Raw genomic sequence first — 13792 nt, 5'->3', positions numbered from 1 at the left:
GGTAACATTTGTTATAAGATCATTTCGTACCGATAAGTACAGAAAGAGTGATCACGACGATGGTTCGACCGAGGGAGTTTGATGAACAGCATTCTTCGTGTATATCGCTACACCAAGACTCGCATCTTTTTCAACGTCGTCACCACTTCAATCAGAGCTCTGTAACTTCGAACAATCGCCGTACTCGAACCGAAGTTCATGACGATATGTGTTTCAGTTTCAGGATGACTGAACATATGCGTTCCCAGTATCCCACTGTGGCCCTGGAGCCTTGGTAACCCTCGGAGCAAGAAGAAAAACCCCTCGAAATGAATCTCCATCATCCCCAACCCATAATGAATGCCATTCCTGAATTTATGTGTGAAGGTTGTCATGTCCTGTAACGATGCTGCATCAATGCATGTTCCATTCAAGAGTGCTTTCTGAAAAAGCAAAAGATCTTGCGGTGTCGTCACGATGCCACCACCTGCCCAATCGCAGCTTAAGCTTGAACACCGGCTGATTTCAACCTTGTTCAACCAAATATCCTGAATCGGTTCCACTGGCGTATGTTTCGGCTGCGAATAGAACATCAAGTACGAATCGTTCATTTGTAGGGGATTGAATATCTCAAGGTGCAGATTGTCGCTAAAAGTTTTTCCCGTGATACGCTCGATAATTTTCCCTAACAGGATATACCCCGTATCCGAGTAATGAAAGCGCGACGCTGGAGGTCCAAAGCTTCGTTGATTTCTCCTCGTAAATTCAATCAAAGTCTCAGGTGTCCACCATTCCTGAGGATTACCAACAATACGCTGCATAAACATTGGCTTGTGGATGACTGGGTCCTCGAAATAGTCTGCCAAACCCGATGTGTGCCCCAGCAGCTGCTTAATCGTCACTTGATTAGCGTAGTCAACATCGTGATACACGAAGAGATTTTCCAATTCCGACGGTGACAAATAGGTCACCACTGGAGAATCTAATGAGAGTTTCCCTCTCTCAGCCAGCTTCATAATTAACACAGCTGTAAAAACTTTCCCAATACTTGCCGATGAAAGGGCTGATTGGGTGTGATCAAAACATCTTTATAGGCTGTTATTTTCCCTGCTGCATAACGATATGTAAATCCACTACTATCAATCCATACTTGTAACCCAGTCTGATGGCGGCTGCTCTTACGTAATTTCGTGAAGTACGAATCGAGATGCTTTGAGGCTGCCTCATTGCTCCATGATTTTCGAACAAGCATCGCTATACGGAACCTCCCCAGAACGAATTGTGTTTGCAAACGGCCAATGTTACTATTAGTAATATAACTAACCGTAGAGTAAGGACAAGTCGTATGTCAACACGAATAAGGAGACTCGCTATATGGAATACGTCATTCTCGGATTATTGATTTTGAAGAATCAGACAGTATATGAGCTCAACAAAGCATTTCAACAAGGCATTGCCTTGTTCTATAGTGCCAGTTACGGCAGCTTGCAGACGGCTTTAAAGAAATTACTTCAACAAGGTGATATTGGCTATGAGGAGCAGGTTGATCGCGGGCGAAACAAGAAAGTGTACATCATCACAGACAAAGGTCGAGAAGCTTTCTATAGATGGATGGGCTCAGAGATACCAGCAAGCAGGTTAGAATCTACAGCCCTAGCTAAAGTGTTTTTTCTGGGATTAATCGATTCCACCCAAGATAAACGACACATCCTACAGCAAATCATTTCGCAGATTGAAAAGGTTGAAAATGATCTCCAGCAAATGGACAAAGGGCTCCAGAACATTCAAGTTCCGGCACCCTATGCAGAAATCCTTGCGTATCAAATCAAGACGCTTGATTATGGCATTCGTTCTCATACTTTTGCCAAGGAATGGTTCGAAGCCCTGCTTGCCGATCTCCCTTCGCATACACCCTAACCCGTAGTCAACTAAACGTTCACTTTTCTAAAAATGACACTCTCATAACCGTCCAGCCACAACTCAGACGAGTCTTCCGCAAATTGGCGATTGCCCGTCCCAGTTTGATAGATCACATTATTCCAATCATGGATATCATCCTCGTCTACCTGACTATCGTCAAATCTAACAAACACGGCATCTGGCGATAAATTAACAACAATCATAAACGTATCACTCTCATACTGCCTCGTATACGACAAAACCATGTCACCTGAATTACGGATAAACGTCAATTTCCCCTTCCAAAATGCGGGATTGCTCGTGCGAAGCTGATTGAGAAAAGCATAATGTTCAAACATTTCTTTATCAAATTGTTGCCAATCCAGTTGATATTCATCGAATAACGACGTCCATGTTGCCAAGGTCGGTTCATTAAACTCCTGCCCCATCATCAAGCATGGAACACCTTCTAGCGTAAGCAAAATCGTTGCTGCGGGTCCAGCAAGCTTTTCGCCTAAATAAGAAGCTATTCGAGACTGTTCTTTCTCCTCGAGCCAACTCATTCTAAGCGCATGTTGAGGGAAGCTGTATTTAAAAGAATTATAAATGGACATGAACTCCTGTTGAGTGATCTTTCTATCGATCCAATCGCGAATGAGAATGCGCAGCTTGCCATCATAAGTCAAATCGCAGGATTCCAGATGATGATACTCATCGTAGGACTGTGAAATTAGGATGAGATCTGCTTTTACCACTTGCAGAGCTTGCTTGATTTCTGTTAGAAAATCATACGGGGTAATGTCCGAATCATCCAGTCGAATACCGTCAAAATCAAACGCAACAACCCAATACTTCATTGCCTCAATGACATAGTTTCGCATATCACGATTATCGAACTGTAGTCCAGCGAAATAGGATCGATTGGGCACATCGTAAAACAGCTCATTTTGTTCGGTTCGCGTGAAAAAATCCGGACGACTTGTAGTCATGATATGATCCACACTCGTTCTGTTCAGAACCCAATCCAGAATGACTCTCATCCCGTTCTCATGCGCTAAGCGGATGAATGCCGCTAGTTCCTCTTTCGTTCCAAAGCTTGGATCAATACGATAAAAATCCTTCACAGCATACGGATCACCATACTTACCAATCCTACCTTCAAGACCCACTTCGTTGAATGGCATTAGCCACAGCGTGTTTACCCCGAGTTTCTTGAAATAGTTAATGTGATCAGCCAATCCGTTAAACCCATTTTTTGTAAATGCTCGAATATGAAGTTCATAAATAACAGCTTTCTTAATCCATTCTGGACTAGAGAGCGCCTTATAATTGTCATGCATATATCCTGGTTGTTCCTCTGAAATGTCATTTGTTCTAATCAGTACATCGCCATGCTCCGTCACCGTGATCGCTGAATTATTTTGCCCATCTTCCGATACACTCGGATTCATGGGATCTAGTATCCAATTATCCCCATTCACGACGAATTTATAGAGATGCCTCCCCTTCGGGATCGGAAGCTCAAGCTCCCAGACGTTATCCCCCTCGATTTGACGCATGAAGTTCCTATCGCCATTCCAATTGTTAAAAGTCCCTGCAACCGCGACACTTTCTATCTGGCTATCCGTCGCAAACATGAACCGTACACCTTGTGATCCTTTTGTGGGAAAATGAGACATGGATGTGAATCTCCTTTTATTTTGAAGGATGCTAACGCTTACTCCTCTTCACATCGTAGCGGTTATGGCATAACCTGCCAATGTCCGTTTCTACTCAATTATGATGCGATTATGTTCCATCCATTCGTCCATCCTGCATATGTTTATGACTTTGAAGCAAACTAAGATGTCTTGCCTAACCCAAACAAACTTGGAGGAGTGATGTTCATGCGCGAGGGATTGATTCCTGCTGTTCTTGGAACTGTCGTTTCTGCATCTGGTGCTACTATGCTAAAAAGCAAATATAAGCTTCTTGGTGTCGGCGTGCTCGGCTTTGGTGTTGCTCATGTGATTCTAGGAGCAATCGATTTGGTGGAACATCGTTAGGTGGGTAAGATCAAGAGGGAGGTCCTTAGGGGCCTCCCTCTTTGCATAATGCCTTATTCGCTCACAGTAGTTTAAGCACATTAACTAAGCTAATTTCGTTCCAAGCTGCTTTATTTTCTCCAACCATTTGGCTCGCTTCTCTAACGAAGACGACTTTACAGGTCCAATCTCCGTTAGACGGACGGGTGTAATCCCGCAGAATTGCAATATATTGTGCTTCATTACACGGTATCCCGCATGCTTATTGACCCATCGACTGTACCAAGCAGGTGTATCCGTTGTCACAATGAGATGTGCAGATTTACCTACCAGCAACTTATCCCAAAGCGCAGACTTCTCGCGATATTTGAAAGCGAAGCCAGGTAAGAAAACCCGATCAATAAACCCCTTCATCATCGCGGGCATCGCCCCCCACCAGGTTGGATAAACGAAGACTAGATGATCAGCCCAGCGGATGAGTTCCTGTGCATGCAGTAAATCCTCTTCGAGCTCTGTACGCTTCCGATAACCAAACTGCAGATTTGGATCAAAAGTTAAGGAATGAATATCTATCCTCTGAATGTCAACCTTATTGAGTGAGACCCCTTCGATATAGGCATTCGTTAGGGCCGCACAATAGCTTTGCGGATCTGGATGTCCGTTAATGACAAGAATATTCGATTTCAAGATGATTTCCTCCTTATTTGCGACTATAATCAGCATAGAATGAATGCAGTTTGATTGGAATGATGAAACACGCAAACCAATTGCTGATTCACGCAAAGGAGGGATTTTCAACTTGAAAAGCCAAGGTGTTGCCATTTCTATGGTGTACCCCATTATAAAAACGGTGGTGCAAAAAGGCTTTGATTCGGATAAATTTCTCAGGTATGCATCCTTCGACGCTAGTCTTCTCCAAGATGTAGAGGCACGCATCCCAGGCGAGGAATTGGAGCGATTAACGATAGCCGCGGCCCATTTTACCCAGGATACTCATTTCGGTTTACATCAGGGACAGATCATGGAATTCGCCGATATGGGCATCCTTGGCTATGTCATGATGCATTCCCAATCCGTCGTCGATGCGTTAACGGCTTACCAGCGATATAACGTACTGCTATGCAGCGGATTTAATTTGGACTGGGACGTGGAAGGTGATGATGTACGGATCTCCATGTTTCTACAACATCCCGGTCAGGGACAGATGTCTCGTCATTGTATCGAAGATATGGCCAGCTCCTTATTCCGTTTGATCGGCAGACTCAGTAATCGGACAATCCCACTGCTGGAGGTAGCATTTCATCACGAGGCAACAGCAGATGTAACGCCTTATCAACCCGTATTTGGGCGAATCCCCCAATTCGCTGCGAACAGCAATTATTTGCGTTTCAGCAAGGATGTGTTGCATTACCCTGTCCTCTATTCCGACCCTAAGTTACTGAGCATATTTGAGAATATCGCACAAGAAACTAGACAAGAGCTCACACAAGCTAGCCGATTTACTGAACAAGTTGTCCAGTGGATACGTTCGTGCATGCCATCCTATTTCCCATCCTTGCAGCAAACTGCAGATTTCCTCCAAATGAGCGCACGCACACTTCAACATAAATTGAAAGAAGAGAATACGACATATAAAGATCTCTCCATTCACGTACGCAAAGAATTAGCCATGGGCTACCTTCGCAAATGGGAGTTTTCCGTTGGGGACATCGCTTATGTGCTGCATTTCTCCGAGCCTAGTGCCTTTCAAAATGCCTTTAAAAAATGGACTGGCTTAACACCTGGACAGTATCGAGCCACGATCCAAAGTGGACAAATACGGGTGAATGGCTGAGCGATGCTGTTGAGTCAAATGTTGGGGAACTTAAACAAAAGATAGGGGACAACGCTTAATTTTCATACAATCGCAATATTCAAACAAATGGTGGGCAACGACGCTTAATTTCGTACAACCGCGATATTCAAACAAATGGCGGGCAACGACGCTTAATTTCATACAACCGCAACATTCAAACAAATGGTGGGCAACGACGCTGCTGAGGTTCTAACTCTTGTGGCGTCGTTGGATTTCTCTGTTTACAAACCGACGGTCTGTTTATATAATGAGGTTATGGATTAATTTCCAAAAGACGGAGGATTGTGCCTATGAAGAATGAGGAACGCAGAGAAATCACCACACGTAAGCTCCTCGAAGCGACGAAAGCGCTGTTGATGGAAAAAGGCTGCCACGCGATCACAATGAAAGATATCATGGATCAATCGTCGCTATCCAAAGGAGCTATCTTCCATTACGTGAAGAGTAAAGACGAAATTTATGCGATGGTGCTGCACGAGCGACTCGAAGAAACGAATACGAAATTCATGCAGCAGACGGAACACGCTGCCAAAACCTTTGATGGACCGATGCAAAGCATCGCACATAATCTTACCGCATTAGAAGATCCCCATGATATCACGAATAAAATACTCAAATACTTACTTGGTAAGGAAGATGATCCGACCGTTGCGGATGTGCTGCAGCATTTCTATGAGAGATCCGTGTCATTTGCTAAGAATTGGATCACAATTGGTCAGCTCCATGGCGTCATTATGGAAAATATTAACCCGGAGCAAACAGCTGAAATGTTCGTCCTGCTATCCTTGGGATTACGTGTCCGTTCATCTTTTGCCTCGACAACCGCGCAGATCTCTACTGAGGTGTCTACATTTATGTCCACCATTTTGAAAGACCAGTCCAAGTAAGATCTTAAGGAGGTATTCGCATGGCACCTTTCATTGCGCTGATGTCATCTTTTCTACTTTTTTGGGGAATCGGTTCTCTCGGGTGGTCATATTTCGATGATTGGCACACCGCGCTGCAAGGCGCAGTCGCTGTCATGTTTCTGCTTACAGCCTCCGCACATTGGGGTAAAAGACGCCCAGATCTGATTCGGATGGTCCCTCCTGCTTTCCCAAGACCCGCCTCAATCGTAACGATTACGGGCTACTTAGAAATTGCCGGTGCCATCGGGATACTGATTCCCGTTGTGTCACTGGCTGCCTCGATCGGTCTATTGCTCCTGCTGCTCGCAATGTTTCCCGCTAACGTCTTCGCTGCTCGTAAGAAATTAACGATTGGCGGCAAGCCTGTGCCTCAATTGGCAGTTCGGATATTACTGCAGCTCGTTTTTATCGGATCTGTTGTCTTGGCATCGCCATGGTTTGCGCAATAGATGTAATGTGCGATATCAGCTACGATCCGCATGAATTCAGCAACATTTGTGATACAATACCTAATAAAAGGAGCTGCTGACATGCAAAAAATCTCGCCATTCTTATGGTTCGACGGCAATGCCGAAGAGGCAATGAACTTCTACACATCCATATTCAGCGATTCCGAAATTGAAAGTATCAATCGCTCTGGGCCTGAGGGAAGAGTTATTTCAGGAACATTTTTGCTTGGTGGGGTGCGGTATATGGCTTTAAATGGCGGGCCTCATTTCAAATTCACTCCTGCCCTCTCGCTATACGTAAACTGCGAGTCGCAAGAAGAAGTCGACACCTATTGGGAAAAGCTGTCTGAAGGCGGCATGCCTCAGCGCTGTGGTTGGGTACAGGATAAATTCGGCCTGTCTTGGCAAATCATCCCGAGTACCCTAGGGGAACTACTCAATGCCGAAGATCGCGTGAAAGCGGCTCGTGTGATGAACGCGATGCTCGGCATGCAGAAGATTGACATCGCCGCGCTTAAGCAAGCTTACGAGGGATAAGTACGGAAAGGAGCTTCAAGCGCGTCTGCGCTTGGCTCCTTTTTTTGTAAAAAGCTGCAGCGGGGGCGATGTGGGACCAGGTTTGCTCACCCTCCTCACTGTAACGATGAAAAACATCGTTACAGCAGCGACATTGAGCCACTTTCTCTCGCTACCCGTACTGTAACGATGAAAAACATCGTTACAGCAGCGACATTGAGCCACTTTCTCTCGCTACCCTCACTGTAACGATGAAAAACATCGTTACAGCAGCGACATTGGACCACTTTCGCTCGCTACCCGCTATGTAACGATGAAAAACATCGTTACAGCTGCACATTGGACCACTTTCGCTCACCCTCCTCACTGTAACGATGAAAAACATCGTTACAGCAACGACACGCCCCTGCTTAATGCCCAAAGATGCAAAAGTACAACCTTTTCCGAGGAAAAGGCTACACAATGATAAATGCGTGCGAAAGCGCAGCCTTTTGGGCCGAAACGCCACCAAAATGAGAAGCGCAGCAGAAATAATTGCAGATTTGCAACCATTTCAGATGGAGTGGTCATTCCCCTACAAATGGATGTACTTTAGCATTTTTGCATTCAAAAAATGTGAAAAAGAGGGTCCCCCGCCAGTAACCATGGCTTCTGGGGGCCCTCTTTTTCGCGTAACGCAGCCTACTTGCGCTGAGCTTCAAAACCGTCGACTAACACCTTAAGCCCGAACAAAAACTCTTCATCCCAATTGACTGCCGTCGTATAGGGCAACAGCCGAACAAAATGGGGATATTGTTCGGCGGAGAGCGATTGCATACGTGTTGCTGGGGTCTCTTCGATTTTATCTGAAGGCTCGACGGGTGCCGCGATTGCCATTAAGCGATTTTCTTCATCGACGAAACTATAGATAAAGTTCTTGACCATGCTGGCGAACCATGGAATGTGCGGATCGCTGAAGCCCGATTGGGCGAATAATCGGTATAGAAACTCGATATGCGCCAACCGCTGGGGGCTCCCTGCCATCGTTGCGCTCATGATGGATATCGCATCTCGATAACGATGCAGCACGAGTCGGAAATGGAGCGCCCACTCGCGAAGCTGCTCCTGCCAATCGAGGCTTTCATCTGGAAAGCTCACATCGGAACTAATTTGCTCGGCGAGAAGATGCATTAATTGCTCTTTGTCTTTGACATGATAATACAGAGAAGCTGCCTTAACACCGAGGGAATCTGCAATTTTACGCATGCTGATCGATCCTAACCCCTCTTCTCGCAGCAGTGTTAGGACAGCTTGAATGATACGTTCACGATCTAATGGGGTATGTACATCATCGGATGCCCCACGTTCTTTATCAGACCCCTCCGATTGTAGGGGATGAATTCGTCTACGCGCCATGTTCGACCTCCAATTTCTCTTGACAATTATACCACAATACATTAATCTAACATCATTAAATTATTATTCTAACACTGTTAAATAAAATTCAAAAGGAGTTGTTCTTCATGACCAACAACCAAATCGATTCTTTATTCCGAAAAGCAGAAAAACGGCTATCCGATACTTGGAAATCGGTATACGAGAATAAACAAACTGAACTCATTTCAATGTTCAACGAGTACGGGGATCGTGCGTACGGTGTCTGGATTCAAGACTTCATGGCACACGTTATTGAACCTTTCCAACAAGAAGGCTACCAGGTTAAAGCTGGTTTTAATCGTCACAATTCGGTCGAGAACTGGGGTCCTCCCGAAGAGCGTGAGCGCTGCGCTTGGTACCTCATACATGATCATGAAGGCAGGGCCATGGGTACATTGGTGCTTCAGATTTATCATTCGCATCGTTCCTTTTTCGTGCCGCGGGCACCACAGCTTCTTTTTTTACAAGTCACGGAAAGAGTAGATATCTTATCGGCTTTATCCCAAGCCACTACACGTGTGCGATGGGATCGTAAAGAAGTACGTAATCTTACCCAAGAACCTCACCAGATAACGCAATGGGAATACGCCACGGATGTCTCCTTGGCCGATTGTCCTGGAAAATCAGAATCCGAACATAGCAGCTGGTCACTGGATGAAGCGTTATCCCACTGGGGACGTTATGGTTGGGAACTTGTCATTGTGGCGCCAGCGGACGGGAAAATGATTGCTTATTTCAAACGTCCTATTCACTCTCCCTAATTTTCGGCGCATTTGACGCGCTAATTTGCGATCCATTATTTTTGAGAGTGACTAACAAATAACTCATTGAGGTGATCCTATCTTGGCTGTTAAATCGGATAAAATTTTCGTGAATTTACCAGTTACTCGTTGCCTTAAGCTTCTGTAGTCGAGAAGTCAACGAACTCATCGAAAAGGCTGTAACCGCTGGAGGTACGCTTTATAGTGACCCTAACGATCTCGGTTTCATGTATCAGCACAGCTTCCAAGATCTTGACGGCCATCAATGGGAATTATTTTGGATGGATCCGAACGCTGCGAATCAATAAGCATATAGGAGGTGGTGGGAGAATCTCACACCTCTTTTTTTTGCCTATTTGCCTTCTGCCTTCTGCCTATTGCCTTTTGCTTTCTTCTATCTGCCTATCTGCCCATTCCCCTATCGCCCTTTAAATCGCCTAACATTGACCATGCATATTCTTTGTTTTATACGGCATATTCTTTGAAATACTACGCTTCCCCCTACTCTCTCTAGCAGGATAAGAGTCATCGTTGTATGATAGAAGAGATTACTAATCCTAGAAGATGAGGTTAATGGTGACATCCATGATGAAACTTCGCAGTCCAATCAAGACATTGCGTGGAAAGATTCTGATCTCTTTGTTTTTCCTGATTATCCTTCCAGTTGTTACCATTCTATACCGGTTCTATAAGTCTTCTGAAGATATTGTACAAATTCAGCTCAACCAATCCAATCAAGCCGCCGTATCCCAGAAAGCCACAGCCATGAACGAGATGGCCGTTCGCATGATCACCGCATCTAGTCTGATTATTAATGATCCAGAGACGGAGAAATTTCTGAAAGAACCTGCAGATTGGTCCAATAACTACCTCTCCTTCATTAAGCTCACGAGCCTGCAGAAGAAAATGTCCAATGTCAAAGATCTCCTTCTCGACAGTACTACGCAACTTGGGTTATACGACAACAGAGGGTTTACACATACCACATGGTCTGCCGTCACACCAACGAATGTCCAATCCTTCTACAAGGAAAGCTGGTACGAACCAACGCTGCGGCGCAATGGCTTCCCTTACTGGACGGTTCCCTACTCACTTCCTTCATCCAATAATAAACAAGATCTGATCGTCATGACGAGACAAATTAATGGCGAATATACGAGTAACTATGGTGTATTTTTTATCAGCGTACCGATCCCAGTTTTCTTCTATCCGAACGCCGAGATCCAGCAGCAACAAGCTTCAGGCATAACCTCTGTCCTCGTCGATGAAGACCAGAATCTCTTAATCGGTGATCGTGCGGCTGCAGATTTGTTGGCGAATCATGCCCTTCAGAACGTTCGTACCAATGTAAATGGCATTCAAGAAGTGAAAATCAAAGACCATCTCTATTTTATGAATGACGCTTACGTACCACAGTTAGGTTGGCGGCTAGTTCAATTCATGAATCAGAAGGATTTTGCCACACAGCTTAGTCGGGAAAAAGACAAATCCATCACCTGGGTTGTCGCCTGGTTCCTTCTATTTGCCATCGCCTTCATCATACTCATGCTTCGTGTAACGAGTCCTTTCAAACAATTGGCCAAATCCATGACCAAGGTTGGTAAGGGGGAATTTAATACGCTGGTTACGATAAAAGGGGAAGACGAAATTGCCCTGCTTGGCAATAACTTCAATCGTATGGTGCTGCATCTGCAAGATCTCATATCCGACTTATATGATGAGCAGCGGCGCAAGCAGAAAGCCCAGTTCCAAGCGCTTCAAGCGCAAATTAATCCGCATTTTCTACTCAATACACTCAATTCAATCAAATGGATGGCGCTGCTTTCTGGCGCTGATCATATAAGTGAAATGATTACTAAACTGGGTAAACTGCTAAATTTCACCATGCGGAATGAACAAGAATTCGTCACCTTGCAAGAAGAACTCGACTATTTACAAGTGTACTTATCTCTCCAAGAAATTCGATATCATGATCAAATCACATTTACTTTTCACATTCCGGAAGCGCTGCTTGATTGCGAAGTATTAAAATTCACGCTGCAGCCAGCCGTAGAAAACAGCATTATTCATGGCAATCGGTTCCCGCTTCTTATCGAGCTTCAAGCTGAAGAAGTTGGTGGGAATCTGCATATTGTGATGCAGGATAACGGCGTAGGTATGAGTATGGAGATGATTGAGCAAGTCGAGTCTTCCCTGAATCAGCCACACGCAAAGTTCAGCGGCATCGGAATACGCAATGTAAATGAACGAATCAAACTCCATTTTGGCATACAGTACGGTATGCAAATTTCAAGTGTGGAGGGCGAAGGCGTCCGACTACTACTGGTGCTGCCTTTGAAAAGGAGGAATACTGATGCTGAGAATTCTGATCGTTGATGATGAAATCCTTGTGCGCATTGGCTTAAAAACGATCATTCCTAGAGATAATGAAGATTTCCAGGTCATAGGCGAAGCTGCTAATGGGTTGGAAGCTTTGAAAATATTAGAATCGCAGTCTTGCGATGTCGTACTTACAGATATTCGGATGCCGGAGATGGACGGGCTTGAATTATTGAAACAGATCCGTGAACGCTGGCCGGCGATCAAATGTCTCATTTTATCCAATCATAACGACTTCAACTATGTACAACAGGCATTACGTCTAGGTGCCATCGAATATGTCACGAAATTAGAAATCAATCCCTCCGAGCTGATGGAGAAGCTGAGCGCAATCCGGGATCAATTACAACTGGAGAAGCAAGGCCAAAATGCGAGAACGCAGCTGGAGCAGAAGGTGAATCAATATAGCAACGAGGTCAAAGAAAAACGGTTGCGCGAACTCCTCCAAGGCCATGTTTCCCGTGGGGAAATCGAACAAGTATGGCGAGAATTCCAGCTTGAGCTATTCACTTCCCCCTTATCAGCGGCGGTGATCCAGATCGATTCTTATGAGGAATTGACGCAAAATAACCGTTTCCAAAGCGATCGTCTTTTGACATACACGGTGAAAAATGTCCTTAATGAGATTCTCAAGAAGTATGGCAATGGCGAGCTAGTTGAGATGGCGGTTGGAAAGTTCTGTGTCCTTACAGGCCAAATTAACGCGAACATGTTAGTCGAAATGCAGAATGCCGTACAGGTATTCCTGAAAATTTCACTGGCTATCGGTGTGTCTCCTTCCTACGAGGATACATTTGCTCTGCATCAAGCCTATGAAAAAGCAGATCATGCCTTAAGCTACCGATTCTATTACGGGGGCTCCTGCATCGTTTACTATGATCATTTACATGTATCACTTCCCACGCTATCTGAGCCATGGCAGGAAGAGGAATGGATGAAACGTATCGAAGAAGGTGACGAAATCGGCTTACGTGAGAAGATTGCCGCCTGGACCGAGGAGCTTTGCCACAATAAAAATATTCCTCCTGCCCTACTGCGAGAGCAGTGGCTTGGTTTACTTCATATTTTCGCACGCTGTTTGAAGGCGGAAGGCGGCGATATTTACTCCGTTACCCTGCACGAGCAGCAGTATCCGTACCATGTTATTCGCAATGCTGAAACTTTACAGGCATTATCCAACTGGTTCATCGGATGGCTGCCCGTCTTTCTAGCGTACAAGCGAGAGCATGGGAAAGAGAAACTCCGACCGGAGATTCAAATGGTGATCCGTCAAATTATGGAGAAGTATAATTTACCACTCAAGGTAGCTGATTTAGCTAGTAACGTTGGTTATACAGAGAATTACTTGAGTATTTTGTTCAAAAAGGAAACGGGCAAAACGATCACCGATTATATAACGAATGTTCGGATGAAAAATGCCCGTGAGCTGCTCAAGAATCCCGATTATAAAATTTTCGAAATTTCTGAACTTATTGGATATGCCGATCCCAACCATTTCAGCCGAAGCTTTAAGCAAATGGAGGGCATGTACCCGACTGAGTTTCGCAAGCTCATCTTTGGACATCGAACATCGTAGAATAATGCTTACTTCGTAAAGAATACTCCG

Annotated in this window: 15 protein-coding genes; 9 read left to right on the top strand and 6 right to left on the bottom strand. The window is 44.9% G+C overall.

The window, feature by feature from the left end:
• Positions 1 to 107 precede the first annotated feature (107 nt).
• Positions 108 to 995 (bottom strand): serine hydrolase domain-containing protein, encoded by an 888-nt coding sequence (locus tag ACSQ8O_RS11930; protein ID WP_436241743.1) that lies wholly within the window; start codon positions 993 to 995, stop codon positions 108 to 110.
• 2 nt (positions 996 to 997) lie between these two features.
• On the bottom strand, positions 998 to 1231 hold the full coding sequence (locus ACSQ8O_RS11925; RefSeq protein WP_436241742.1) for a hypothetical protein: 234 nt from the start codon (positions 1229 to 1231) through the stop codon (positions 998 to 1000).
• Between the two features lie 122 nt (positions 1232 to 1353).
• On the opposite strand from ACSQ8O_RS11925, the gene ACSQ8O_RS11920 reads away from it, so the two are divergent.
• Positions 1354 to 1896 (top strand): helix-turn-helix transcriptional regulator, encoded by a 543-nt coding sequence (locus ACSQ8O_RS11920; protein WP_436241741.1) that lies wholly within the window; start codon positions 1354 to 1356, stop codon positions 1894 to 1896.
• 11 nt (positions 1897 to 1907) lie between these two features.
• On the opposite strand, the gene ACSQ8O_RS11915 is transcribed toward ACSQ8O_RS11920, so the two are convergent.
• Complete coding sequence (locus tag ACSQ8O_RS11915; RefSeq protein ID WP_436241740.1) at positions 1908 to 3557, bottom strand: alpha-amylase family glycosyl hydrolase; 1650 nt, start codon at positions 3555 to 3557, stop codon at positions 1908 to 1910.
• A gap of 207 nt (positions 3558 to 3764) precedes the next feature.
• Between ACSQ8O_RS11915 and ACSQ8O_RS11910 the strand changes: the two genes are divergently transcribed.
• Entirely contained in the window at positions 3765 to 3923 is a 159-nt protein-coding gene (locus ACSQ8O_RS11910) for a hypothetical protein (protein ID WP_056616564.1), read from the top strand.
• A gap of 84 nt (positions 3924 to 4007) precedes the next feature.
• Here ACSQ8O_RS11910 and ACSQ8O_RS11905 read toward each other — a convergent pair whose 3' ends face one another.
• Positions 4008 to 4589, bottom strand: a complete 582-nt coding sequence (locus ACSQ8O_RS11905; protein WP_436241739.1) for an NAD(P)H-dependent oxidoreductase — start codon at positions 4587 to 4589, stop codon at positions 4008 to 4010.
• Positions 4590 to 4701: 112 nt separating this feature from the next.
• Here ACSQ8O_RS11905 and ACSQ8O_RS11900 point away from each other — a divergent pair, with 112 nt between their 5' ends.
• The 4 genes from ACSQ8O_RS11900 to ACSQ8O_RS11885 all read left to right on the top strand — a co-directional run bounded on the left by ACSQ8O_RS11900 (position 4702) and on the right by ACSQ8O_RS11885 (position 7651).
• Positions 4702 to 5736 carry an AraC family transcriptional regulator gene (locus tag ACSQ8O_RS11900; protein ID WP_436241738.1) on the top strand — a complete coding sequence of 345 codons (1035 nt, stop codon included), beginning with the start codon at positions 4702 to 4704 and terminating at the stop codon, positions 5734 to 5736.
• A gap of 311 nt (positions 5737 to 6047) precedes the next feature.
• Positions 6048 to 6644, top strand: a complete 597-nt coding sequence (locus ACSQ8O_RS11895; RefSeq protein ID WP_436241737.1) for a TetR/AcrR family transcriptional regulator — start codon at positions 6048 to 6050, stop codon at positions 6642 to 6644.
• 20 nt (positions 6645 to 6664) lie between these two features.
• Entirely contained in the window at positions 6665 to 7114 is a 450-nt protein-coding gene (locus ACSQ8O_RS11890) for a DoxX family protein (RefSeq protein WP_436241736.1), read from the top strand.
• Between the two features lie 81 nt (positions 7115 to 7195).
• A complete protein-coding gene (locus ACSQ8O_RS11885) occupies positions 7196 to 7651 on the top strand; it encodes a VOC family protein (protein WP_436241735.1) in 456 nt (151 codons plus the stop codon).
• A 181-nt stretch (positions 7652 to 7832) separates the two neighbouring features.
• Here the strand turns inward: ACSQ8O_RS11885 and ACSQ8O_RS11880 are convergent, their stop codons facing one another.
• Positions 7833 to 8051 carry a hypothetical protein gene (locus ACSQ8O_RS11880; protein WP_436241734.1) on the bottom strand — a complete coding sequence of 73 codons (219 nt, stop codon included), beginning with the start codon at positions 8049 to 8051 and terminating at the stop codon, positions 7833 to 7835.
• A gap of 260 nt (positions 8052 to 8311) precedes the next feature.
• Positions 8312 to 9025, bottom strand: coding sequence for a TetR/AcrR family transcriptional regulator C-terminal domain-containing protein (locus ACSQ8O_RS11875; protein WP_436241733.1), 714 nt, complete (start codon positions 9023 to 9025; stop codon positions 8312 to 8314).
• A 107-nt stretch (positions 9026 to 9132) separates the two neighbouring features.
• Between ACSQ8O_RS11875 and ACSQ8O_RS11870 the strand changes: the two genes are divergently transcribed.
• From ACSQ8O_RS11870 to ACSQ8O_RS11860, 3 genes are all read left to right on the top strand, one after another.
• On the top strand, positions 9133 to 9807 hold the full coding sequence (locus ACSQ8O_RS11870; protein WP_436241732.1) for a DUF6022 family protein: 675 nt from the start codon (positions 9133 to 9135) through the stop codon (positions 9805 to 9807).
• 585 nt (positions 9808 to 10392) lie between these two features.
• The gene (locus ACSQ8O_RS11865) at positions 10393 to 12183 is read left to right on the top strand and encodes a sensor histidine kinase (protein ID WP_436241731.1); all 1791 of its coding nucleotides are present in this window, start codon (positions 10393 to 10395) and stop codon (positions 12181 to 12183) included.
• Positions 12161 to 13762, top strand: a complete 1602-nt coding sequence (locus ACSQ8O_RS11860) for a response regulator (RefSeq protein WP_436241730.1) — start codon at positions 12161 to 12163, stop codon at positions 13760 to 13762. Before ACSQ8O_RS11865 ends, ACSQ8O_RS11860 begins: the two co-directional genes overlap by 23 nt.
• Positions 13763 to 13792: the final 30 nt, after the last annotated feature.

This window comes from Paenibacillus sp. LjRoot56 (assembly GCF_964253335.1).
GTDB lineage: Bacteria > Bacillota > Bacilli > Paenibacillales > NBRC-103111 > Paenibacillus_E > Paenibacillus_E allorhizoplanae.
Note: the sequence above shows the minus strand (reverse complement) of the source record. Positions and strands in the feature narration are given on the sequence as shown.